At 68.4% G+C, this 18,522-nt stretch carries 39 protein-coding genes and 1 pseudogene; 38 read left to right on the top strand and 2 right to left on the bottom strand.

Annotation, left to right across the window (positions count from 1 at the left end; translation table 11 throughout):
* Positions 1-11: 11 nt before the first annotated feature.
* The 22 genes from ACGFIW_RS01320 (at position 12) to ACGFIW_RS01215 (ending at position 8,305) form a co-directional block, all read left to right on the top strand.
* The gene (locus ACGFIW_RS01320; protein WP_393310344.1) at positions 12-653 is read left to right on the top strand and encodes a hypothetical protein; all 642 of its coding nucleotides are present in this window, start codon (positions 12-14) and stop codon (positions 651-653) included.
* Positions 650-913: a hypothetical protein gene (locus ACGFIW_RS01315; protein WP_393310343.1), complete on the top strand. Its 264-nt coding sequence runs from the start codon at positions 650-652 to the stop codon at positions 911-913. The genes ACGFIW_RS01320 and ACGFIW_RS01315 overlap by 4 nt, the downstream gene beginning before the upstream one ends.
* 16 nt (positions 914-929) lie before the next feature.
* Entirely contained in the window at positions 930-1,241 is a 312-nt protein-coding gene (locus ACGFIW_RS01310) for a hypothetical protein (protein WP_393310342.1), read from the top strand.
* Positions 1,242-1,263: 22 nt separating this feature from the next.
* Positions 1,264-1,569: a hypothetical protein gene (locus ACGFIW_RS01305; RefSeq protein WP_393310341.1), complete on the top strand. Its 306-nt coding sequence runs from the start codon at positions 1,264-1,266 to the stop codon at positions 1,567-1,569.
* 13 nt (positions 1,570-1,582) lie between these two features.
* Complete coding sequence (locus ACGFIW_RS01300) at positions 1,583-1,768, top strand: hypothetical protein (protein WP_393310340.1); 186 nt, start codon at positions 1,583-1,585, stop codon at positions 1,766-1,768.
* Entirely contained in the window at positions 1,768-2,049 is a 282-nt protein-coding gene (locus ACGFIW_RS01295; RefSeq protein WP_393310339.1) for a hypothetical protein, read from the top strand. Before ACGFIW_RS01300 ends, ACGFIW_RS01295 begins: the two co-directional genes overlap by 1 nt.
* 2 nt (positions 2,050-2,051) lie before the next feature.
* Complete coding sequence (locus ACGFIW_RS01290) at positions 2,052-2,285, top strand: hypothetical protein (RefSeq protein ID WP_393310338.1); 234 nt, start codon at positions 2,052-2,054, stop codon at positions 2,283-2,285.
* Positions 2,286-2,561: 276 nt separating this feature from the next.
* The gene (locus ACGFIW_RS01285) at positions 2,562-2,750 is read left to right on the top strand and encodes a hypothetical protein (RefSeq protein WP_393310337.1); all 189 of its coding nucleotides are present in this window, start codon (positions 2,562-2,564) and stop codon (positions 2,748-2,750) included.
* Between the two features lie 15 nt (positions 2,751-2,765).
* On the top strand, positions 2,766-2,999 hold the full coding sequence (locus ACGFIW_RS01280) for a hypothetical protein (RefSeq protein ID WP_393310336.1): 234 nt from the start codon (positions 2,766-2,768) through the stop codon (positions 2,997-2,999).
* Positions 2,996-3,385, top strand: coding sequence for a hypothetical protein (locus tag ACGFIW_RS01275; protein WP_393310335.1), 390 nt, complete (start codon positions 2,996-2,998; stop codon positions 3,383-3,385). The genes ACGFIW_RS01280 and ACGFIW_RS01275 overlap by 4 nt, the downstream gene beginning before the upstream one ends.
* Positions 3,382-3,792, top strand: coding sequence for a hypothetical protein (locus ACGFIW_RS01270; protein WP_393310334.1), 411 nt, complete (start codon positions 3,382-3,384; stop codon positions 3,790-3,792). Before ACGFIW_RS01275 ends, ACGFIW_RS01270 begins: the two co-directional genes overlap by 4 nt.
* Entirely contained in the window at positions 3,789-4,709 is a 921-nt protein-coding gene (locus ACGFIW_RS01265; RefSeq protein ID WP_393310333.1) for a hypothetical protein, read from the top strand. Before ACGFIW_RS01270 ends, ACGFIW_RS01265 begins: the two co-directional genes overlap by 4 nt.
* Positions 4,710-4,724: 15 nt before the next feature.
* Positions 4,725-4,961, top strand: a complete 237-nt coding sequence (locus ACGFIW_RS01260; RefSeq protein WP_393310332.1) for a hypothetical protein — start codon at positions 4,725-4,727, stop codon at positions 4,959-4,961.
* A gap of 12 nt (positions 4,962-4,973) precedes the next feature.
* Entirely contained in the window at positions 4,974-5,189 is a 216-nt protein-coding gene (locus ACGFIW_RS01255; RefSeq protein ID WP_393310331.1) for a hypothetical protein, read from the top strand.
* Positions 5,186-5,350: a hypothetical protein gene (locus tag ACGFIW_RS01250; protein WP_393310330.1), complete on the top strand. Its 165-nt coding sequence runs from the start codon at positions 5,186-5,188 to the stop codon at positions 5,348-5,350. The genes ACGFIW_RS01255 and ACGFIW_RS01250 overlap by 4 nt, the downstream gene beginning before the upstream one ends.
* Positions 5,347-5,574: a hypothetical protein gene (locus ACGFIW_RS01245; protein WP_393310329.1), complete on the top strand. Its 228-nt coding sequence runs from the start codon at positions 5,347-5,349 to the stop codon at positions 5,572-5,574. The genes ACGFIW_RS01250 and ACGFIW_RS01245 overlap by 4 nt, the downstream gene beginning before the upstream one ends.
* A 243-nt stretch (positions 5,575-5,817) precedes the next feature.
* On the top strand, positions 5,818-6,291 hold the full coding sequence (locus ACGFIW_RS01240; protein ID WP_393310328.1) for a multiprotein-bridging factor 1 family protein: 474 nt from the start codon (positions 5,818-5,820) through the stop codon (positions 6,289-6,291).
* 44 nt (positions 6,292-6,335) lie between these two features.
* Complete coding sequence (locus tag ACGFIW_RS01235; protein WP_393310327.1) at positions 6,336-6,812, top strand: endonuclease domain-containing protein; 477 nt, start codon at positions 6,336-6,338, stop codon at positions 6,810-6,812.
* Between the two features lie 77 nt (positions 6,813-6,889).
* On the top strand, positions 6,890-7,093 hold the full coding sequence (locus ACGFIW_RS01230) for a hypothetical protein (protein ID WP_393310326.1): 204 nt from the start codon (positions 6,890-6,892) through the stop codon (positions 7,091-7,093).
* Positions 7,094-7,173: 80 nt separating this feature from the next.
* Positions 7,174-7,395, top strand: coding sequence for a type II toxin-antitoxin system HicA family toxin (locus tag ACGFIW_RS01225; protein WP_393310325.1), 222 nt, complete (start codon positions 7,174-7,176; stop codon positions 7,393-7,395).
* Positions 7,392-7,910, top strand: coding sequence for a hypothetical protein (locus ACGFIW_RS01220; RefSeq protein WP_393310324.1), 519 nt, complete (start codon positions 7,392-7,394; stop codon positions 7,908-7,910). Before ACGFIW_RS01225 ends, ACGFIW_RS01220 begins: the two co-directional genes overlap by 4 nt.
* Complete coding sequence (locus ACGFIW_RS01215) at positions 7,907-8,305, top strand: hypothetical protein (protein WP_393310323.1); 399 nt, start codon at positions 7,907-7,909, stop codon at positions 8,303-8,305. The genes ACGFIW_RS01220 and ACGFIW_RS01215 overlap by 4 nt, the downstream gene beginning before the upstream one ends.
* Positions 8,306-8,360: 55 nt before the next feature.
* Here the strand turns inward: ACGFIW_RS01215 and ACGFIW_RS01210 are convergent, their stop codons facing one another.
* Both ACGFIW_RS01210 and ACGFIW_RS01205 read right to left on the bottom strand, forming a co-directional pair.
* Positions 8,361-8,903, bottom strand: coding sequence for an excalibur calcium-binding domain-containing protein (locus ACGFIW_RS01210; RefSeq protein WP_393310322.1), 543 nt, complete (start codon positions 8,901-8,903; stop codon positions 8,361-8,363).
* A gap of 59 nt (positions 8,904-8,962) precedes the next feature.
* Positions 8,963-9,166: a hypothetical protein gene (locus ACGFIW_RS01205; protein WP_393310321.1), complete on the bottom strand. Its 204-nt coding sequence runs from the start codon at positions 9,164-9,166 to the stop codon at positions 8,963-8,965.
* A gap of 65 nt (positions 9,167-9,231) precedes the next feature.
* On the opposite strand from ACGFIW_RS01205, the gene ACGFIW_RS01200 reads away from it, so the two are divergent.
* The 16 genes and pseudogenes from ACGFIW_RS01200 (at position 9,232) to dprA (ending at position 18,297) form a co-directional block, all read left to right on the top strand.
* Positions 9,232-9,732: a hypothetical protein gene (locus ACGFIW_RS01200; RefSeq protein WP_393310320.1), complete on the top strand. Its 501-nt coding sequence runs from the start codon at positions 9,232-9,234 to the stop codon at positions 9,730-9,732.
* A 43-nt stretch (positions 9,733-9,775) separates the two neighbouring features.
* Positions 9,776-9,970: a hypothetical protein gene (locus ACGFIW_RS01195; protein WP_393310319.1), complete on the top strand. Its 195-nt coding sequence runs from the start codon at positions 9,776-9,778 to the stop codon at positions 9,968-9,970.
* On the top strand, positions 9,967-10,473 hold the full coding sequence (locus ACGFIW_RS01190; RefSeq protein ID WP_393310318.1) for a hypothetical protein: 507 nt from the start codon (positions 9,967-9,969) through the stop codon (positions 10,471-10,473). Before ACGFIW_RS01195 ends, ACGFIW_RS01190 begins: the two co-directional genes overlap by 4 nt.
* Complete coding sequence (locus ACGFIW_RS01185; protein WP_393310317.1) at positions 10,470-10,874, top strand: hypothetical protein; 405 nt, start codon at positions 10,470-10,472, stop codon at positions 10,872-10,874. Before ACGFIW_RS01190 ends, ACGFIW_RS01185 begins: the two co-directional genes overlap by 4 nt.
* 71 nt (positions 10,875-10,945) lie before the next feature.
* The gene (locus tag ACGFIW_RS01180) at positions 10,946-11,587 is read left to right on the top strand and encodes a hypothetical protein (protein ID WP_393310316.1); all 642 of its coding nucleotides are present in this window, start codon (positions 10,946-10,948) and stop codon (positions 11,585-11,587) included.
* Positions 11,584-11,769, top strand: coding sequence for a hypothetical protein (locus tag ACGFIW_RS01175; protein WP_393310315.1), 186 nt, complete (start codon positions 11,584-11,586; stop codon positions 11,767-11,769). Before ACGFIW_RS01180 ends, ACGFIW_RS01175 begins: the two co-directional genes overlap by 4 nt.
* Complete coding sequence (locus ACGFIW_RS01170) at positions 11,766-12,056, top strand: hypothetical protein (RefSeq protein ID WP_393310314.1); 291 nt, start codon at positions 11,766-11,768, stop codon at positions 12,054-12,056. Before ACGFIW_RS01175 ends, ACGFIW_RS01170 begins: the two co-directional genes overlap by 4 nt.
* Positions 12,053-12,487 (top strand): hypothetical protein, encoded by a 435-nt coding sequence (locus ACGFIW_RS01165; RefSeq protein WP_393310313.1) that lies wholly within the window; start codon positions 12,053-12,055, stop codon positions 12,485-12,487. The genes ACGFIW_RS01170 and ACGFIW_RS01165 overlap by 4 nt, the downstream gene beginning before the upstream one ends.
* A gap of 252 nt (positions 12,488-12,739) precedes the next feature.
* A complete protein-coding gene (locus tag ACGFIW_RS01160; RefSeq protein ID WP_393310312.1) occupies positions 12,740-13,057 on the top strand; it encodes a hypothetical protein in 318 nt (105 codons plus the stop codon).
* A gap of 340 nt (positions 13,058-13,397) precedes the next feature.
* On the top strand, positions 13,398-13,742 hold the full coding sequence (locus tag ACGFIW_RS01155) for a hypothetical protein (RefSeq protein WP_393310311.1): 345 nt from the start codon (positions 13,398-13,400) through the stop codon (positions 13,740-13,742).
* Entirely contained in the window at positions 13,739-14,176 is a 438-nt protein-coding gene (locus ACGFIW_RS01150; protein WP_393310310.1) for a hypothetical protein, read from the top strand. The genes ACGFIW_RS01155 and ACGFIW_RS01150 overlap by 4 nt, the downstream gene beginning before the upstream one ends.
* Before the next feature lie 122 nt (positions 14,177-14,298).
* Entirely contained in the window at positions 14,299-14,748 is a 450-nt protein-coding gene (locus tag ACGFIW_RS01145) for a winged helix-turn-helix domain-containing protein (protein ID WP_393310309.1), read from the top strand.
* 323 nt (positions 14,749-15,071) lie between these two features.
* Positions 15,072-15,917, top strand: a complete 846-nt coding sequence (locus ACGFIW_RS01140; protein ID WP_393310308.1) for a hypothetical protein — start codon at positions 15,072-15,074, stop codon at positions 15,915-15,917.
* 162 nt (positions 15,918-16,079) lie between these two features.
* Positions 16,080-16,505 (top strand): hypothetical protein, encoded by a 426-nt coding sequence (locus tag ACGFIW_RS01135; protein ID WP_393310307.1) that lies wholly within the window; start codon positions 16,080-16,082, stop codon positions 16,503-16,505.
* Between the two features lie 104 nt (positions 16,506-16,609).
* Positions 16,610-17,074, top strand: a pseudogene (locus ACGFIW_RS01130) (ATP-binding protein); the annotation flags it as partial.
* The gene (dprA, locus tag ACGFIW_RS01125; protein WP_393310306.1) at positions 17,071-18,297 is read left to right on the top strand and encodes a DNA-processing protein DprA; all 1,227 of its coding nucleotides are present in this window, start codon (positions 17,071-17,073) and stop codon (positions 18,295-18,297) included. The pseudogene ACGFIW_RS01130 and the gene dprA, both read left to right, overlap by 4 nt.
* Positions 18,298-18,522: the final 225 nt, after the last annotated feature.

Below are 18,522 nucleotides of genomic sequence, written 5' to 3'. Positions count from 1 at the left end.
AGGCAACCCGCATGACAGACCCTGACTTCATTCCCAACCCGACGCCCATCCCCTCCTACCCGACGCTCCCCCAATGGCCCGACGTGGTCGCCCACGTCCTACGCACCAACCGGCGTGTCGCCGCGATCCTGCACGAGGCGATCCCCCAGTCAGCGACGGACGGGAAGGCGATCATCGAGTTCAAGTCGCCCATCCATGTCACCATCGCGTCGCAGTCGACGGCCATCGCCGACGCCCTCACTCACGTACTCGGCGGATCATGGGAGGTGCGGTGCGTCCTCCTGAAGCCCCGCGACGACGGATCGAGCCTCCTGTTCGCCCCGGAGTCGACTGGGAACCGCAAGCCGAAGCAGCGCCGCACCCCCGGGCAGAAGTACCGCAAGGACGTCACCCCCGTCCGGCCCGGTGACGTGCTCGCCGTCGGCTTGGACAACGACCGCTGCCCCGTCGGCATGGTCGACGCGGCGAACAACTTCTACATCCGGTTGAACCTTTACTCGTGGGTGACGGGCGAGTTCAGTGCGGGCACGGCGATCGTCCGCCATGAGCAGGTGCGCGAGTTCTGCACCTTGGCGGCGCGGAACGACGACGGGGAGTTCCAGATGGGCCCGCTGGCCGCGTTCCAGAAGCTGTGGACGAGGGGCGAGAAGTGACCGAGATGCGAACCGCCGATGACTTCTGGGCCGCCGCGAAGCAGCTCGGTGAGTTGATCGCCGCGCACCGTGCCGCCGAGCGGCAGGCCACGAAGGACGCCCGCAACGCCCGCCGTCGTGCCCGCTACAAGGCGAACCCGCCGGCCCCCAAGCCGAAGGTCATCGTCGACCTTGACGATGTTGAGTACGAGCCGGGATGCCGCTGCAACGCGACGCCCAACCCGCCGTGCACGTGGTGTTCCGGCGAACACGAATCCTGACGAACGGAGAACGACCATGACCGACATCCGCACCCTCGAACTCGAAGCCGCCCAGGCCGCCCTGTACGACTGGACGGGCGTCGCCATCAACACCAGCCTCATCGACCAGGCCATCGCCAGCGAACCCCACCTGACTGTCACCGCGGCCGAGCACGGATGGGACGACGGGGAGGTGTTGGACAAGCTGTGGGCGATCCTCTGCGTCACCCTGCTCGGCATCGATCACAGCGAGCAGGCGTACCGGTTCCACACAGACCGTTGGGCGTTGGCCGACGACGTGCGAACCGCCCATGACCGGTGGGTTGCCGTTCACCCGATCACATCCTGACCGCTGACGAACGGAGATCCCCATGACCGCGAAACTTCCCGCCGACCTGAACCCCGGCGACCGCATCCGTACCGGCACACAGAACTTGACCGTCCGCGCCGTGAGCCCGCACGACGTTGAGTTGGAGCCGAACATGCCGGCGTGGCTGCGATACGAGCTGATGCGATGCGACGACTCAACGGCGACCACCGCCACCACGGTTCGGACGCAGGAGGGCTACCGGCTGATCGTCGCCGACGACTACGAAGTGAGCTTGATCGCGAGGTGCGACGAGCGGCCGTTGGGTCCACCTGGGCAGGCCATTCGAGCCCTGTTCGCCCGGATGTGAACGGAGAGTGCCAATGACTGACACAACAACACTTCCGCAGGTCAACAGTCAGTGGACCGGCAACGACAGCCGCATCTTCACTGTCACCGGCATGACCACCATCCACGGCAAGCCGCACGTCACGTACGACGTTGGTGCTGCCGGCGCTGGTGTGGCCGACCTGGACTACTTCCTCACCCACCACACGGAGGTGAGTTGATGACCGCCCCCACCGGATCCGGCTACGCGTTCCGCTGCGAGGTTTGCGACGGCGAGCCCATGTGGCAGATCACCCGCATCGGCGACGTGGCCACCACCTGGGCGTGCCCCGACGACCTGTCCACCGTGTGCGACCGGATGCAACGCGACTTCGAGGTGACCGCCCTGCGGGTCACCCACCATGCGAAGGCGGTGGAGTGGGCGCAGCTCGGGCAGACGTTGGCGAAGATGCCGAACAACCCCGACCCTGCCGACTGGCGTAACCGACCCGAGGGGAGATGACCATGACCATCGACCAGGACCACCCGCCGCTGCGGGAGTGGGAGCCGGAGCTGAGCGAGCGCGTCACCACCTGGCGCGACCCCAACAGCGTCGGCACGGTGATCGGCTGTGACCGTTACGGCCACTTCGCCGACCCGTACTGGCGGGCGTCGGTTCGCTGGGATGACGGCCGGGTGGGGCACGGCATCGAAACGTCGTTGCTGGTTCGCGAAGACGGAACGCAGGGACGACGGTGAAAGCCGTGTCTCGTGTCAAGGTGCGCCGGCACGGCTCCGGGCGCACCCACTACGCCGACATCCCTGACACTCTCATCCAGTTCGCCACCCTTCTTGGCCGCGACTGCCGGACGGTAACGCCACCAGTGGCCGCCTTGTGCGGTGTGGTGCTGGGTGTTCGCGGTCCGGCCGCGGTCGTGGTCATGCGGGACACCGTTGCGGTGGGCTGCCGCGCCTGCGTTCGGATCGCCGACCTTACTCCCGCCGTTTCGCGCGGCTGACCCGAAGGAAACGACCGTGTTTGACCGTCATCTTGTTCTCGACATGGACTTTCAGACGAACCTCGCCGTCATTGCCTGCCAGACCGAACCGGTGCCGTTCGACCGCACCCAGCACACGCTGATCTCGGCATTCGCCGGCTGCCCGGCGTGCCGCGCGGTGCAGGCCGCCCGCGTGGTGCTGATTTACGCCGACCTCAACGCCTGACGAACGGAGACGACCATGACCGATGAAGGGAATCCCACGACCGATGAAGCCTTCTCATGGCGTGACCAGCTCGCCACCGCCGACGACATGGGCCAACGCCTTCTCGGCGAACTGCACGACGCCCGTCGCGCCGCCCAGGAACTGCTGATCAAAGTGGTTCTGCGCTCCGGTTCCGGCCGGTACGGGCATCTGAGCCGGGACGACTTGGCTCCGCTGTTCGACGCCCTGCGGATCGAGATGCGACCGTGAGCGGGCCTATCATCACCAGAGCTGACCGGATTGACGTGGCCGAGGCTGTTGCCGCCGAGCGTGAGCGGATCCGCGGCAACCTGTCCCTGCCGATGCTGCAAGCCCTCCGGCTCATCCCCCACGGGCGCGTCCAGCAGGGCTGCGTCGTCTCCGACGGGGATGTGGTGCGCGAGCGGCTGCGGGTCGCCTACTTCGCCATCACCGCCGACCAGCCGACGGCGTCGCTGCCCCTGGACTTGGCCGAGGTTGCCCCGTGGATGGAGATGTGCGGGCACTGCGATGCTGGCCTGCCGCAGGTGTGCACCTGCCCGCCCGGTGACCCTCGCGTGGTGATCGCGGCGCTGGTGGATGAGATCGTGAAGCAGCGGCAGGAGGCGACGCGATGAGCCGGAGCCCTGCCGCCGCTCTGCTGGCCATGCCCGGCGACCTCGACCTTGATGCCGACGTTGACGGCCTGACCGTCACCCGCGTCGGCGTGGACGCGAACACCCGCAGCCTCACCGTCGACCTGGTGGACGGGTTCGGCCGGTTCGTGGACACCACCGGCGGCGAGCAGACGTTCCTGCCCGGCGACCCCAACTCCCGCGTCAGCACGGCCTCGATCACCGCGTGGCTGCCCGATGCCACCCCGGATGCCTGGGACGAGTACGTGACCGTGCTGCGGCGCTGGCGGGAGACGGGCACACCCGTGCGCATGTGTGCGGCGCCGGGCCGGTACACGACACTCATCGAGGATCGGCACACGTTCCTGCTGGTTCCCCGCACCCCCGCCCGGACGGAGGCCACCCGATGAGCCGTGTCTACTTCCACTCCCCCTCTGGCGACGCCGAGCTGCGCGGCAGTGAACGCGCATGGCTGCGAAGTCTCGCCCGCGGCCCTGCCGAAACAGCCTGGGGTCTCGACCCGCAGCAGGGCATTGACCGGGTGCGCGACATTCTCGCCCTCGTTTCGGAGGTGCCGGATGGCCTCTACGGCGCGAACTACCTGCACACCTACCTTCGAGACGCCGAAGCGCAGGAACAGGCCAACAAGCGGGTGTACGCAGGGTGGCAGCCCGGACAACCCCTGGCAGGGCCGACCAGCCATGAACCTCAGCAGCGGCTCATCAACGCCGTGCGGGTGGCGCTGCGGGTCGACGGCCTGCGGATGGTGGTGGCCGATGTCGAGCTGCACACAACCAACGTGGACCTGAATACCGCCCTCGTTGCCGGCTCGGATGCGGTGCGGGTGGCGGCGAAGGTCGACGGCTGGTGCGAGTCGCACTGCTGGGTGGAAGGCCCAGACCGTGCGTGGCTGGCCGACATCATCGATCAGGGGTTGACGGCCGGGTTGTACCGGCGTGGCCTGTGGTACTCAAACACCCCGGACGGACCCAAGGACCAGTGGTCCGATCAGGGCTGGGGGCAGGTAACCGGACTGCTGCGATCCCGGGATGACGAACCGGTGGTGCTGTCGTATTCGGTGTGCGACCAGTTCCCCAACCCGGAGATCGCCGGACATGAATTGTCGCCTGATCAGTGGTACGACCTGCCTCGGGCCGAGCAGTGGCAGACGGCGATGGACGGACTTCGCCGGGATCGCCCGTGGGCGCGGCTGGCGCCGGACACGCTGGCCGAGGTGACGTTCGGCCTACCGGTGACCGTGTACGACCTGTTCGCGCCGGACCGGGACGACCGAGTACGTGCCGCCGCCCATCTGGTTGACGCCTGACCGAACGGAGGCACCGTGACCGCCGAGGACCGCACGGGCTGGTGGGATGCCCCCGCCTCCGACACGTGGACATGCCCCGAATGCGGCGTGTCGAGCCCCGTCGAGCAGTGGGCGGAACGACGGGTGGGCTGTCCGGACGACGGGGATTGCGGCGACCATGACGGCCGGGAATGCCCGGCTTGCACCGAAGTGTTTGATCATGTGTTTGGTGCGTCGCCAATCCTGAAAGCCAGCACCACCGCACCCATCTGACATGGAGGAACCATGAGCCCGAAACCAATCCTGTTCGAGCAGGAACGCTACGAGCCTCGCGTGTGCGCATCCGACCAGTGCCTCCGCATGCCGGTGGTCACCTACCTGGTGACCACCGATGGCGTGCTGTTCGGCCGCCCTCGCACGTCAGGCGACCTGCTGTACGTGTGCGACGTCCACGACCGGGAGGCATCGGCCGCCGACTACGAGAAGGGAGCGACGACATGACCGACGATGCCCCGTGCCCCGGCCCGCTGGTCTGGTTCGACGCCCCACCCGACGGTGCTGTGCTCGAATGCGCGGCATGCGGCTACCTGATCGTCGCCGGCAGTTTCAACGACAAGGCGCACGCCGACACGCCACTCATTCGGGAAGGACTCGCCGCATGACGACGTCACCCCGCGACGCTTTGTCCATCGCCGCCGTAGCGACCAACCTCGGCAAGGCTGTCACCGCCATTGGTGACGCCATTCGCGCTGCCGGCCTGACCCGGAAGAAGTGCGCGCCGTACTACTGCCCCACCTCGGGCGACACCGAATGCTGCCCTGCCCATTCCGGCTGGGATGTGTGCTGCAACCGGCCCGATCTACACCGACCCGTCCACGCCGACTGACCCGAACGATCCTGTCGCCCCCGCACGCAAGCCGTTAACCTGGCCGTTCGTTGATCAACCAACGTTCGGGGGTGGCCTATGACCCGCAGGAACCGCAGCGCCCCACCCGCCCACTCCGCTCCACCCTTCCACGACCCGTGGATACCCCACGACTTCCCCAACACCACCGCACTCATCTGCCGCGGCTGCTCCTACAGCCCCGACGGCAGGCCCCTCACCCCTGTGCCGTTCCCCTGCCCCGCTGTGGCCATCGCCCCACCAGAGATCCCCGACCAGCCCAGCCCGATGGCCCGCCTTGCCCGCGCCGTCCGGAACCGGCGCATCGTGCTTGGCCTCAGCCAAAAGCAGCTCGGCGAGCGTGGACCCATCTCCCAGCGCACCGTTGCGAAGGTCGAGAGCGGCCACAAGGATCGGTTGCATGACCGCACTGCCGCCGCGCTGGAACGGGCATTGCAGTGGGAGACCGGCAGCATCCAACGCGTCCTCGGTGGCGGCACACCGGTTGACTTGTCGACACCGCCCATAGGCGGGACACCAGAGGTGGCTGTCGTGTTGGAGGCCGGGTTACCAGCTAAAGCGGAAGCGTTGCTGGTGGCGCACATGTCGGCTCGCCGCGCTGCCATGGAGGCCGCGTTGGAGGAGGAAGCGAGGATGCTGATCGACCAGGTTCGGGCAGCCACCCGGGCCGCGCAGAGGTTGGAGAACGCCCACCTGTGAGCGGCGCCGCGCGCGAGTTCCGCTTTGTCCTTGAGCTTCCCGACGTGAGCATCTTCGACGTGTGCTCCACCGAGATGCCCCGTAAGGCGCTCACCCGGCACCGCCTCACCCCCGAGCGGTACCGGGAGCTGCGTGACGCCCAAGAAGGGGTGTGCGGCATTTGCGGTGGGGGGAACCTGCGCGGCTGGGACGCTGCCCCCTTGTTCGTTGACCACGACCACGTGTGCTGCCCCGACCATCGCAGCGCGTGCGGCCGGTGTGTACGCGGCCTGTTGTGCTCCGGCTGCAACGGATGGTTGGGTGAGCTGGAGCTGTGGGGTTGGCAGCCGCACTCCGACGACCTGGCGTGGTGGGAACCTGCGGCGCTCGCCTACCTTGCCCGCGCCGGGTGCGACCCGAACAACCCGGCCCGTCGGCAGCTTGTGGAAGACGGGCACCGCCGGAAGGTGGCCGTGTGGTCGGACCCGTGCCGGTGCCGAGTCTGCGACCCCAACCATCCGCGCTTTGGGTTGCGTCGGTGACCGCCACCAGCGTCTTTGCGAGAACGCGAACCCGCAATAAATAGACAAACGTCGCCCAGTGACCTCACAATCACAGGATGGGGACGAGGACTGACACCGATGGATTCCGGTACATGGTGCCCTACCACGTGTGGGCCAGCCGGCGGGCGAGCACCATCCTGGCCGCGAAGCAGTCCGCCCGGCGCAAGCACAAGCGGGCCGTCGGTGACCCAATCGTCCACGTCATCTTGGAGTGGCCTGCGGATTCCGGCGAAGATCAGTTGCCGTTGGAGCACTGCTGAGCTGCGCTACCCACCCCCGTAGCCCGATCGAGTGTAAAGCCGCTTGACGTTTGTCTAGCGGCTTTACTAGGCTATACGGTATGAGGGCGCGCGAAGTCAACCAGCGGATTGAGAAGCTTGGCGGCAAAGAGACCCGCCAACGCGGATCACACCGCCGCTACGAGGCGTCAACCACCCACAACGGGGAAACCGTGACCGCCCGAACCACCGTCGCCCAACACCCCGGCGACATACCCAACGGCACCCTACGAGCCATCGAGAAAGACATGGAACCCGTCTTCGGAGAGGGCTGGCTGCGATGAGCGAACACGCATACCGGGTCGTTGTCACCCGCGAGGCCGGCGCATGGCTAGCCGACGTGCCCGAACTCGACGGCACCCACACCTACGCCCGCAACCTCCCCGGCCTCGACCAGGCCGTCCGCGAAGTCATCGCCCTCACCGAGGATCTTCCCAACGGTGCCGAAGCGACGCTGCGACTCGCCTACGAGTACCACACCGGGGACAAGCAGTTGGATGAGGCAGCCGCCGAACTGCGAGCCCTACGCGACCGTGTTCGCATCGACGAACAGCGTGTAGCGCAGCAGACGGTGCTGTTGGCGCAGGAGATGGTGTCTCGCCACTCCATGTCGGTACGCGACGCCGCAGCTCTCATCGGCGTTAAACCCCAACGCATCTCTCAGGTGGCACCCCGTAAAGCGATGCCGCGGGTTGGCATGCGCAAGACGACGCGCGCCGGTTCAGGTCAGTGGTCGATGGCGGAGAACTCAGGCTCAACCCAGGGGGCAAAGTCGGATTCGGGAAGGCGTACGGCGTGAACGTCCGCGACTTCGAAGGCTGGTTGGCCGCTTCCCTGTCCGCCCAGCCGTGGGCCGGCACTGTCACCCGCTGGTCAACCGACGGTGGCCCGAAACCCGTGGGGGTGACCGTCGGTGCCGCCAGCATGCAGCTCGTTAAAGCCGAGTCGGGTGTCACCTATGTGGGCGGGTGGCTGCACCCACCCCCGGCAGGGCCGGTCCAGGCTGCCCCGACGGATGCGGTGTCCTGGGCGCAGGCCATTGCACAGGTGGTGCAGGTAGGCCAGCATCCGGGTGTTCGCACTGTGCAGACGTACGCGGAGTGGGGTGGCTCGTCGAAACCGGGCGGGGTGCGTGTCGAACTGGTTGACGGCTCCCAGTTTTACGGGTCGATCCTGGACGTGGCCCGCCGCTAACCCGGCGACGAAAGCCCCAACCTGATCGAGGTTGGGGCTTTGTCGCGCCCGGGGGCTATTCGCAGCCGACCCCGTCGCCGTCCCGGTCGAGTTTGCGGGAGTAGCCGGGGTCACCTTTGCGGATGGGTGCCGCACCGGCAGCCCTCACCGCCGTGCAGTTGGCGTAGTACACGTCGCCGTCGGGGGCTGGCCCGGTGTCGCCGTTGCCGCCGTCCGGTTCGCACGCTTCCCCGTCCCCGTCACGGTCCAGCTCGGGCCGGAAACCGGGGTCACCCGGAGACAGGGGGTCAGCGCCGGCAGCCCTCACCGCGTCGCAGTTCTTGTAGTAGGGCTCCTTGGGTGGGCTGCTGCTGCGGGACGGCTTGGGTGCGGGCTCGCGGGGTGCTGCTGTTGTCGGCTCGGCCACCGTTTCGGGCTGCTCATCCGACGGGGTTGGGTCGTCGTTGACGAGCTGGTCGACGTGCACGGTTGGCGACGGTTTCGGCTCGCCTGGGTTGTTGCCGCCGAGGGCGTTGCCGATGCCGGAGCCGCAGCAGCACAGGCCGACGAGCACGGCGACACCGAGGCCGATCTTCTGCTTCTGGTTGAGTCTGCTCACCCCAGCCATGGTGGTGAGCTGATTACACATTGGGCACCCGCCATCCGGATGTCGCGGTGTCAGGTAGGCGACTGGGTTTCGTCCCCGGACTCATTCACCGCATCATCCGCGACAGTCAGTGGAACGACGGCAGCGATGCGCCGCCCCCTGCTGGTGACGTAAGTGACCTTGCCGCCCGCAGCGTCATAGAGCACGTCGGCAAGGTGCTCTCGCGTGTCTCGGACGCTTTTCTCGGTGGCAGTCAACTTACCCCTCTTCGCCATGACACGGATGTTATCTGTCGTCCACGAGTGTACACTGGTGTACACAAGCAGCGAAGGAGTCACACATGATCCCTGGCCACAAACAGACCCGTGAGGAAGCCACGGCGAATTTGGCCGAAAACTGGGCCAACGCCAGTCACGAGCGGCGCACCCGGGCGCTGGTCAACGCTGGACCGATCACTCTCGCCAAGGTGGACGCCACCGCCGCACGGGCCGAGGCGGGTCTACCGGCGAAGGGCATGCCCATGCCCGACCATGCGATCCGCGACCGCAGCGACCCTCGCATCCCCGCTTGGGCGTCGAAGGTGGCCGAGCGGATGTCGTTGTTCGACGCCGCGCAGATGGCAGTGACGTTTACGTGGACGGCCGATGACGTGATCCGTCATGTGGCCGCCGACCTTGGCAGCGACGCCCGCACGGTGCAGCTTGTCGCGCGGCTCGGCAACGTCAATGACATGACCGCGTTCGCCGACACGTCTGGCGTCGGTCGGGTTTTGCACGCCCACGTGTCGTGGCAGCCTCACCCGCTGCTCATTGCCACCGTGGCCCTGCCTGCCAACAACTGACCCGCACCTCGTTGCCGTCCCACTCGAAAGCGAGGACTCCCCGGTGGCGGTGATCAAGAACCGAAAGGCGTTCGCCGAGTACGCAGCACCGGAAGCCGTCGCCGCGTACCTGCGGAAGGCGGAAGAGGCTGCGGCCAGGGCCAACGCGGAAGTGCGGTGGCTGTCCGACCTACTCGCCGAGAAGACCAAGACCGCCAGCGAAGGCAGCACCCAACCGACGGACGGAGACACCGCATGACCGAGACCGGCACCACCACCCAGCCCACCTGCCGCCCTATCCCCCTCGGGTCGGGTGCCTGCAAGACCTGCGACGAGGTGCACCCGCTCACCGACCGCCACGATCAGCCCGCCGTCGAAAACCGGTACGGCATCACCCACAAGCGGTTCCTGCTGCCCATTCACGGGCCGCGCGGTAACCGCTGCCTGGGTGGTCGCATGGAGCCGAAGCCGTGGCTTGACGCATCTGGCCTGCCGTCGTGGGACGACATGACGGACCTGGACCGGGGCGCTGCCCTGATGTTCGTGTGGAAGGCGGTGCGGGAGGGCTACGGGTACGCCCGCGACAACTACCCCGCCCGGTACGTCGACCACCCGACCCTGAGGGCGCTGGACGTGGCCGAGGCGTGCCGTCACGCCCGAACAGTTGCGGGGACGTGGGCTGAAGCGCACACCCGTCTGGGGGCTGACGAGGTGCAGCGCCTGTACGACCTGGCCCTCAACCACGATCGGAGCAACGCATGACCGACCAGCAGACCGCCACCACCGTCCCCGAGCCCGGCGACCGTGCCCGCGTCGTCGTCGACAACGGCCCGACCGCCTCCACCCGGCTGCGCCTGTTCTGGCGCGACGACGACGCCGCCAAGGGCTGGGGTGGGCAACCGGGTGAGCACTGGTTCGACGACGACAACTCCGACCCGATGGCGTGGGATCAGGTGTGCCGCAACCCGGAGCAGGTGTTCCCCGTGTCCGACCGGCCGTTGTTCATGCCGTGCGATGCCGCACTGCTGCCGCTGAACAACGACCCGATCGTGCCGTGCGTCGCTGGTCCCGCCGGGCATGAGGGCTTGCACCGCACCGAGCGTGGTGTCAGGTGGGCTGACCCGGACGAAGACGAGGCGTGGGAGCACGCCCGCACGGCCTGAGGGGCGTACCGCCGCGCCGGAACGTGTGTCCGGCGCGAGCGGCAGCCACCCAGACCACGAAGGAGCACCCAATGGCAGACCAGCGCTACGAGATACGCCCCCTCGGCCCGTGGACCGGGCCTGTCACCCGCAACCGTCAATCCGGCTCGGCGTTCCGTGCCCCATGGTCGGCAACCCTCGACCTGATTGCCAAAGAAACCCTGCTGCTCGGTGCCCGCCTAGTCGTCATCCAAGTCGACGTCACGGCAGCGGACCTGCGTCGCGATGGGATGCTCCGCGCCAACGCGCGTGTCGGATTCCCCGGCGTCAAAGTGTCGTTCGAGTCGAAGCACGGGCCGCTCACCTACGCCACCGACGAGTACGCGCACTGGCAGGCCAACGTGCGCGCGGTCGCCTTGTCGTTGCAGGCACTGCGGGCGGTCGACCGGTACGGGGTGTCGAAGTCGGGTGAGCAATATCGTGGATGGACCGCCTTGCCGTCGGGTTCCCCCAGCGGGCAGATGACCGCGGACGACGCAGCGCGGCTGCTGGCTGGCTACGCGGATGCGGGTGTGACGGCGGAACGGGTGCTGTCGGATGCGGAGGTGCGCCGCGCCGCTTTCCGGCAGGCGTCTCGACAGACCCATCCGGACCACGGCGGCGACGGTGAGGCGTTCGCCCGCGTGACCGCTGCCCGTGACCTGCTGGATACCTCGGCGGGTGCGGGCCGATGACCGCCCGCCAGTACACGGAGGTCGCCTGCGACGGTCGGGACTGCTTCAACGCGTTCAACGACATCGGCACCTTCGGCCAGGTGCGCAGCAGAGCCAAGCAGTGCGGCTGGAAGGTCGCCCAGCCGGGTGGCCGGGACTTCTGCTCCACCACCTGCCGCAACGAGCCTGAGGAGCGCCGATGACCGACAACCCGATCACCTGGAACGCCGGGGACTTCCACCACTGGGAGCGTCCCGCGTCCGAGCCGTGCCCGAACTGTGTGTGCTGCTCGGCCGCCCTGTGCAAGCTGGCCATCGAGAAGGACACGGCCTGCCACTTCGAGGGCAGCAGCGCCGACTACAACCTTGCCGACTGCCCGTGCTGGCGGAAAGCCAACGCCGCCCGACTACTCGCAGAGCACGGCGAACGGCTGCCGGACTCTTACGTTGACCCCAAGTCGTTGTCTCGGACCGTTGGAGATGGCGAGTGAGCAGCGACGTCAGGAACCCGTTGACTATCACCCTGTGCGGCAGCCTGGCCCGCGCCGGCCACGACCTGCGCCGGGTGGAACGTGCGTTGGCGTTGGCTGGGCATCTTGTTCACGCCCCGTGCCCACCACTGCCGGGTGAGCGGCCTGCGACCGCCGAGCAGATTCGCCACTTGACCGCCCGCCACTATGCGGCCATGAACCGTTCCGATGTGGTGATCGCCGTGGTTCCGGACGGGATTGTGGGTGAGGCGACCGCGTCGGAGGTGCGGTATGCGCAGCACCGCGGCGTGCGTGTCCTTCACTGCTTCGACGTTGATGCCTTGGTTGCCGATGTGGCTGCGTGGCTGGACGGGCCGGTGGTGGCCCCGTACCGGCCCACCGGCGTCATCCCCGCCCGCGACGTGCACCTGCCCGCGGGGGTGGCTTCGTGATCTGGCGTCGACTTCGCCGGCACACCTTCGAGGGGTGGATACCCGTGCGCCGCATCGCGGTGCTCGCCCACCTTCACGGAGGTGGGGCGAAGTTCTGCAAGGTCGCCTCCGGTCGGACGTGGTCACTGGTGCTGATCCGCCGCGACCGTTCCATACCTGCTGTGCCGCCCGCCGAGCGGATCTCGCTGCGTGAGGCGATCGAGCAAGCCGACGGCCCGCCCGTCCCTGCATCGCGATAACTCCCATTTGACGATGTCCACAGAGACCAAGACGATCAAGGAGAGGCTAATGCTGATCATCCGAGGTAAGAGCCGAGGCCGCACCGCACGGCCACGACAGTTCGCGAACGACTGGATCTCGGTCGACTACACCGATGAGGCGGGCGGCCACGGGATCGTGAAGCCCGGTCAGGTGCAGTTGGAAACCGCCGAGGAGCGAGCGCTGTTCGCAACCACCAACCGAGGCGTCGTCGGCAACTTCTGGCGGATGTGGGCGCTAAACCCGGACGGCACGTTCCGCAGTCTCAACCCGCCCCCGCTGGCGCGTCGGCAGGCCGGACGGCAGCGGTGACAGGCCCGGCCACCGGGTTCGAGCCGGACGACCGCACCGCTCGGTCGGGCATCCACACCCGTGCCGACCTCGACCTGTGGCTCGACGGCTTCGAGGCCGGATCCGCTACGACCCTGCGCACTCTTGCCGATGTTCCGGTCGACATGCTCCCGACCATCGTTGCCGCAATGAACGCCGAGCGAGCGCGCCGTGACTGACCTCGTCGTGCGGACCGTGCCGGGTGACCAGCTCGCCCGGCAGGTCGCCGCCTACCTCCACACCCTCGCCGAACACACACGGGCAGTAGGTCCATAAGCCCCCGTTATGAACCCCACGAACGATCAAGGAGAGGAAGGGTGAGATGAGCCAGTTCACACCGACCACCGGTGATGGCGATCTGATCAACTGGAGTAGCTACACGGCGGTGGCCGAGGCCCGCAAGGGGATCATGCTGCTCGGTGTCTCCGCCCAGGAGGCGGAGCGATTCGCCTTCATGGCGGTGGACGCCATCACCCACGCCGGGCTGCTGCCCGCCGAGCACCACTGGCCCTTACTCAAGCTCAGCAAGCCAGAGACCGAGGCGCTGATTCACGGCGCGCTGTTCTGGCACGTCGGCGAAGGTGCCATGGAAGGCGAGAAGTACGAGGCGCTTCAGACCGCCCTGGCGAAGGTCTTCCCCAAGGACGAAACCAAGGCGGCGGCGTGACTGACCTCGCCACCGTGGCCGAGCCGGGCGACCACACCGCCCGGCCGTGGACGGTGCACACGTCGTGGCGTGCCCATCGGTCCCTGCCCGCCGTCGAGACGACCAGCGCTCACCCGGATTGGCCGACCGCCCGAAGGAACGCCCGACGACTCCTCTGCCTCGCCGGAGCCCGCTACATGACCGTCCAGGACCCGACCGGTGTGGTGGTTGGTGACTGGGACTGCTACACCAACCGGTGGCGGGAGTACGCGCTGTGGATCGGCGAGTGCGACAACTGGTTCGAGCCCGACGGGCCGAACTGCGACGGCCAGTTGTACGCCAAGCCGGGCGACGTGCAGGTCCGCTGCCCCAGGTGTGGTGGCTGGTCGGGCTACCGGGCGCGGGGGATGCGGCAACCGTTCGAGGAGTGCGCGGCTGTCACACCCGCCGCCTAGCATCAGTTTCGCCCGGCCCGCACCCCACAGAGGTGGGTGCGGGCCGAGTCCACTTCCCACGCGCAACTTGTACAGACATGACCGCCTGATGCCCTGCTCGGCGGTACACACACAATCGCGTCGTGATCCGACCGGCGCCGTCGATCAGCTCCGAGGAGCTGGCCGCGCTGCTTCGCGATCAAATCCTGTCCGGGGAGCTTGCGCCCGGTGCCCGCATTCCCTCCGACCGGTGGTTATGCGAAACCCACGACGTGTCTCGTGGTCTGGTGCGCCTGGCGAAGGCGATCCTCCGCTCGGAGGGGCTTGTTGTCACCCGGCAAGGCAAAACTAGCCGGGTGCGACCCCTGTACGACAAAGAGCCGATCGACCTGACCAATGTGGTGCAGGTGGAGACGCGCATGCCGACGGCCCCGGAGCGGGAGCGCCTGGACGACCGCCTGTCGGGCGGGTTCGATGATGGTGTGCCGGTGTTCGTTGTGTGGCGTTTGGATCCGGACGAGCCGGAGTCGCCGCCGAAGCCGGAGTTGCTGCCGGGCGATCGTTGGATGTTGCCGGGGCCGGCGCACGCGTAGCCGCAGGTTAACGACAGTCCCGCCTTGTGGGATATGCGTTCGTGGAACCTTTTCACCATCTGCCTGTCAGTACATGTGAGAGTTGCCGCCTGCGTCGGTTCGGGCAGTATCGACTACTCAACACGCTGAGATCAACTACTCAATGTTGCCGCGCGAGCTTGCCGCGACCCCCAAACAGGGGTCAACCGAACGGCCCACACATGCGGCATCGTTAGGGGTGAAAGGGCCGCCACCTGCCGGATAGTTCCCACCGCAACTATTCGCGAAGGTGAACAGCATGTAACACGCACCACCGACCAGCCGGCATCCCTGGGGAGGATCCGATGCGCAAACCGACGCAGCACAGGCGTCGCCGTCGACGCCTCCTGCTGCTCGCCGGACTGGGCACCGGCGCCGGACTCGGCATCGCCCTCGCCCTAGGCAGCCCCGCCCACGCCGACGACCAGCCCAACACCGACACCATCCACGAAATTGTTGACACCCCCGGGCAGATCCTCAACAACCAGCCGGCCACCGACGACCAGCCCCAGTCGGGCCGGGAACTCATCAACCAGGCGCTCGCCGACACGGCTGCTGCCATTGGTGACATCACCCGGGCGCCGGCCGCGTTACCCCACCTGCCCGAGGCGGGACGTGTCGTCGATGAAGTCACCGACACCGCGGTTGAGGCTGTCACGCCGCCCGAGTCGCAGGCCGCCACCCCCGTCGAGCCTGCCGCCGCGGTGACCCCCGCCATCACCCCGGACGTCGCACCGGCCGCCAACACCACCACCCCCGGTGGTACTCAGACTGCGCCCGAGCCGGCCCCCGTCGGTCCCCCCGTGCCAGGCGGTACCGGCTCGGGCGCACCCACCATTGCCGTCCAACACCCGGACGCGCACACCGCCACGCCCCCCGCGCCTGCCGCGGTGCCGCCGGGCCGCAGTCAGGTAGTCCAGCGGGAGCACGTTCAGCCTGGCGACGCAGCACCGACCACACAGCGCGGCCCCCGCATCAGCCCCGGTGACGACCACGCCGACCACCGGCCAGCTGTCAGCTTGCGCACCCTCGACCACACCGCCGGCCCCGGGCGTACACCCGCACCGCCACGCTGGGAGCACCCCCACACCGGGCATCATTCGACGCACCACGACGGGCGAACCCAACCCCCGTCACCACCGCCCGGCTAGCCACTCAGGTGCCTCACACCCCTGGCAGCCCGTGTGCCCTCACCGCGCACGGTCTGCGACCGCCGCACTCCCTCCCGGTTGAGACGCGGCGCGGGACACGCGCACCTCACCGCGCGCTCCCGATCGCACTCCCCTGCGAAATTGAGAACGGAGCACCACCGCATGACCTACGAACGCACCACCACCACCACTGAAGACACCCCGGTTTATGTCACCGTCGCCAACGTCTGTGGCGTCGTCGCAGTCGTCCTGTTGGCCCTCTTCGGGTTCTACTTCGCCCTGTACACATCCGGCGAGCTACCCACACCCACAATCGGCGTAACACCGCTGTGGACGGGCCTCATTGGCATCCTTGGCACCGTCAAAGCCGCCCAGTGGGTGTGCGACCGGTCCGGGGACCGCACCCGGTGCCTGATCGAAGAACGCCTTGCCGCGGTTGATGCGAAGCTTGACTTGGTGTCGGAGTCGGCGTTGGCTCGGGCTGAGGAGTCGGGTCGGTTCAAGGGCATCGCGGCGACGTTGCGGGATGCCCAGCAGGGCGACACGGGTGACCTGATTCAGTTCAGCGGGCGGCGTCGGCCAAGCTGACAGGGAAATCACCCTGCAGCGGAGGCCGGGGGCGGCCCGCGTCGGCGGCCCCGCCTCCGCTGCTGTTGCGACAGACCTTCGCAGTACCCCCCATGTCAACACGCGCTAAACCATCCGGCGACGCGCACTGTGAGTGCAGCCCGCTGGCCCGCCGCCGCTACCTCGGCCGGCTCTCCGGGCCACTGCTCGACCGGATCGACGTACAGGTGCGGTTGATGCCGGTGACGGCGGCGGAGTTGCTGGCACCCGACGGCGGCGTCGAGTCCTCGGCGACGGTCGCCGCCCGGGTATCGGCGGCCCGGCAGGCGGCGGCCGCCCGCTGGGACGGCCTCGGCCGACGGCTCAACGCCGAGGTGGAAGGCCCGCACCTGCGCCGACCGCCGTGGCGGCTGCCCGCCCGCGTCACCGCCGAGTTGCGTGGACGGCTCGACTCCGGCTCGTTGTCGGCACGCGGCTTCGACCGGGTGATCCGGATGGCCTGGACCATCGCTGACCTGGACGGTCGGGACCGACCAGATCTGGATGACGTTCGGGAGGCGCTTCAACTACGGACGGGAGAGGCGACATGAGCGCCGACGAGGAGCGCAGGCTGGCCCGGGTAGCGCTGGCCTGGTTGGCCGAGCCGGGCACCCGCGCGGTGCACCGACTTGTCGAACGGCACGGCCCGGTGGCGACCCTGGACCTGCTGCTCGACGGCGGCAGCCCGGACGGTTGGCTGCACAGCACGGTTGCCGCACGCTCGGCGGCCGGCGACGCGCGGGCGGTGGCGGCGGAGGCCCTGGAGCGGGCAACCCGACTGGGTGCCCGACTGGTCACACCGGATGACGAGGAATGGCCGGCCCGGGTCGACGGCTTGGCCACGCTGCGTCTGCCGGACGTCAGCCGCCGGGTGGACGGTGAGACCGCCCCACCGCTCTGCTTCTGGGTACGCGGCAGTTGGCCGCTCGGCGAAGCGCTGGACCGCTCGGTGGCCGTTGTGGGTGCGCGGGCTGCCACCGGCTACGGCCAGCATGTCGCGACCGAGCTGGGATACGGGCTGGCCGATCGGGGCTGGACGGTTGTCTCCGGCGGCGCGTTCGGCATCGACGCCGCCGCGCACCGGGGTGCCCTCAACGCTGGCGGGCTGACCGTGGCGGTGCTCGCCTGTGGTGTGGACCGGCCGTATCCGATGGGCAACGCCGCGCTCTTCGACCGGATCGCCGACACCGGGCTGTTGGTCAGCGAGTGGCCGCCGGGGGCCGAACCACTGCGGCCCCGGTTCCTGATCCGCAACCGGGTGATCGCCGGAGGCACCCGGGGCACCGTTGTGGTGGAGGCGTCGGCGCGCAGTGGTGCGACGCAGACCGCTCGACGGGCCATCTACACCGGTCGGCTGGCGATGGTGGTGCCGGGGCCGGTGACGTCGGCGATGTCCGTCGGCGCGCACGAGCTGCTCCGTGAGTACCCCGACAAGGCTCGGCTGGTCACCGGAGTGGCGCACGTGTTGGAGGAGGTGGGTCGGATCGGCGCTGACCTGGCCCCGTTGACGCGCGGGCCTCAGCGGCCCGCCGACGCGCTCGACGACGACACGCGGTCACTGTTGGAGGCGCTGCCCGGCCGAGGTGCGATGGGGGTGGATCGGCTCGCTGCCCGCGCCGGTGTCGACGTGCGGACGGCGTTGCGCAAACTGTCCCTGCTGGAGGAGCTGTCCATGGTGGTGCGTCGTGACGACGGCTACGCCCTCGCCCCGCCCGCCAAACCGAAGCGTGCGACGGCGGCAACAGCGGCGGCGGAGACATCAGTGCCGACCTAGCGTCGCTGGCGGGTGCGCCACGGCAGAACGGTCGGGGTGCTCGTCCGGCCCCGCCGAGGCGGTCGCACACAGGAGCAGTCGGCACCCGGAGGCAGTCGCGCACGGAAGCGGTCGCGCACGCGGAGGCAGTCGCGCACGCGGAGGCAGTCGCGCACGCGGAGGCAGTCGCGCACGCGGAGGCAGTCGCGCACGCGGAGGCAGTCGCGCACGCGGAGGCAGTCGCGC

Source organism: Micromonospora sp. NPDC048935, from assembly GCF_043197875.1.
In the GTDB taxonomy this organism is placed as follows: Bacteria; Actinomycetota; Actinomycetes; order Mycobacteriales; family Micromonosporaceae; genus Micromonospora.
This window is presented reverse-complemented; position numbering and strand designations above follow the sequence as displayed.

Excerpts from the sequence above, each read along its gene's own strand:
- ACGFIW_RS01290 (WP_393310338.1), top strand. The coding sequence starts at position 2,052 with ATGACCATCGACCAGGACCACCCGCCGCTGCGGGAGTGGGAGCCGGAG.
- ACGFIW_RS01135 (WP_393310307.1), top strand. The coding sequence starts at position 16,080 with ATGACCTACGAACGCACCACCACCACCACTGAAGACACCCCGGTTTAT.
- ACGFIW_RS01300 (WP_393310340.1), top strand. The coding sequence starts at position 1,583 with ATGACTGACACAACAACACTTCCGCAGGTCAACAGTCAGTGGACCGGC.
- ACGFIW_RS01225 (WP_393310325.1), top strand. The coding sequence starts at position 7,174 with ATGAGGGCGCGCGAAGTCAACCAGCGGATTGAGAAGCTTGGCGGCAAA.
- ACGFIW_RS01295 (WP_393310339.1), top strand. The coding sequence starts at position 1,768 with ATGACCGCCCCCACCGGATCCGGCTACGCGTTCCGCTGCGAGGTTTGC.
- ACGFIW_RS01230 (WP_393310326.1), top strand. The coding sequence starts at position 6,890 with ATGGGGACGAGGACTGACACCGATGGATTCCGGTACATGGTGCCCTAC.
- ACGFIW_RS01175 (WP_393310315.1), top strand. The coding sequence starts at position 11,584 with ATGACCGCCCGCCAGTACACGGAGGTCGCCTGCGACGGTCGGGACTGC.
- dprA (WP_393310306.1), top strand. The coding sequence starts at position 17,071 with ATGAGCGCCGACGAGGAGCGCAGGCTGGCCCGGGTAGCGCTGGCCTGG.
- ACGFIW_RS01310 (WP_393310342.1), top strand. The coding sequence starts at position 930 with ATGACCGACATCCGCACCCTCGAACTCGAAGCCGCCCAGGCCGCCCTG.
- ACGFIW_RS01245 (WP_393310329.1), top strand. The coding sequence starts at position 5,347 with ATGACGACGTCACCCCGCGACGCTTTGTCCATCGCCGCCGTAGCGACC.
- ACGFIW_RS01200 (WP_393310320.1), top strand. The coding sequence starts at position 9,232 with ATGATCCCTGGCCACAAACAGACCCGTGAGGAAGCCACGGCGAATTTG.
- ACGFIW_RS01220 (WP_393310324.1), top strand. The coding sequence starts at position 7,392 with ATGAGCGAACACGCATACCGGGTCGTTGTCACCCGCGAGGCCGGCGCA.
- ACGFIW_RS01280 (WP_393310336.1), top strand. The coding sequence starts at position 2,766 with ATGACCGATGAAGGGAATCCCACGACCGATGAAGCCTTCTCATGGCGT.
- ACGFIW_RS01155 (WP_393310311.1), top strand. The coding sequence starts at position 13,398 with ATGAGCCAGTTCACACCGACCACCGGTGATGGCGATCTGATCAACTGG.
- ACGFIW_RS01305 (WP_393310341.1), top strand. The coding sequence starts at position 1,264 with ATGACCGCGAAACTTCCCGCCGACCTGAACCCCGGCGACCGCATCCGT.
- ACGFIW_RS01270 (WP_393310334.1), top strand. The coding sequence starts at position 3,382 with ATGAGCCGGAGCCCTGCCGCCGCTCTGCTGGCCATGCCCGGCGACCTC.
- ACGFIW_RS01170 (WP_393310314.1), top strand. The coding sequence starts at position 11,766 with ATGACCGACAACCCGATCACCTGGAACGCCGGGGACTTCCACCACTGG.
- ACGFIW_RS01160 (WP_393310312.1), top strand. The coding sequence starts at position 12,740 with ATGTCCACAGAGACCAAGACGATCAAGGAGAGGCTAATGCTGATCATC.
- ACGFIW_RS01250 (WP_393310330.1), top strand. The coding sequence starts at position 5,186 with ATGACCGACGATGCCCCGTGCCCCGGCCCGCTGGTCTGGTTCGACGCC.
- ACGFIW_RS01255 (WP_393310331.1), top strand. The coding sequence starts at position 4,974 with ATGAGCCCGAAACCAATCCTGTTCGAGCAGGAACGCTACGAGCCTCGC.
- ACGFIW_RS01140 (WP_393310308.1), top strand. The coding sequence starts at position 15,072 with ATGCGCAAACCGACGCAGCACAGGCGTCGCCGTCGACGCCTCCTGCTG.
- ACGFIW_RS01180 (WP_393310316.1), top strand. The coding sequence starts at position 10,946 with ATGGCAGACCAGCGCTACGAGATACGCCCCCTCGGCCCGTGGACCGGG.
- ACGFIW_RS01320 (WP_393310344.1), top strand. The coding sequence starts at position 12 with ATGACAGACCCTGACTTCATTCCCAACCCGACGCCCATCCCCTCCTAC.
- ACGFIW_RS01190 (WP_393310318.1), top strand. The coding sequence starts at position 9,967 with ATGACCGAGACCGGCACCACCACCCAGCCCACCTGCCGCCCTATCCCC.
- ACGFIW_RS01205 (WP_393310321.1), bottom strand. The coding sequence starts at position 9,166 with ATGGCGAAGAGGGGTAAGTTGACTGCCACCGAGAAAAGCGTCCGAGAC.
- ACGFIW_RS01265 (WP_393310333.1), top strand. The coding sequence starts at position 3,789 with ATGAGCCGTGTCTACTTCCACTCCCCCTCTGGCGACGCCGAGCTGCGC.
- ACGFIW_RS01185 (WP_393310317.1), top strand. The coding sequence starts at position 10,470 with ATGACCGACCAGCAGACCGCCACCACCGTCCCCGAGCCCGGCGACCGT.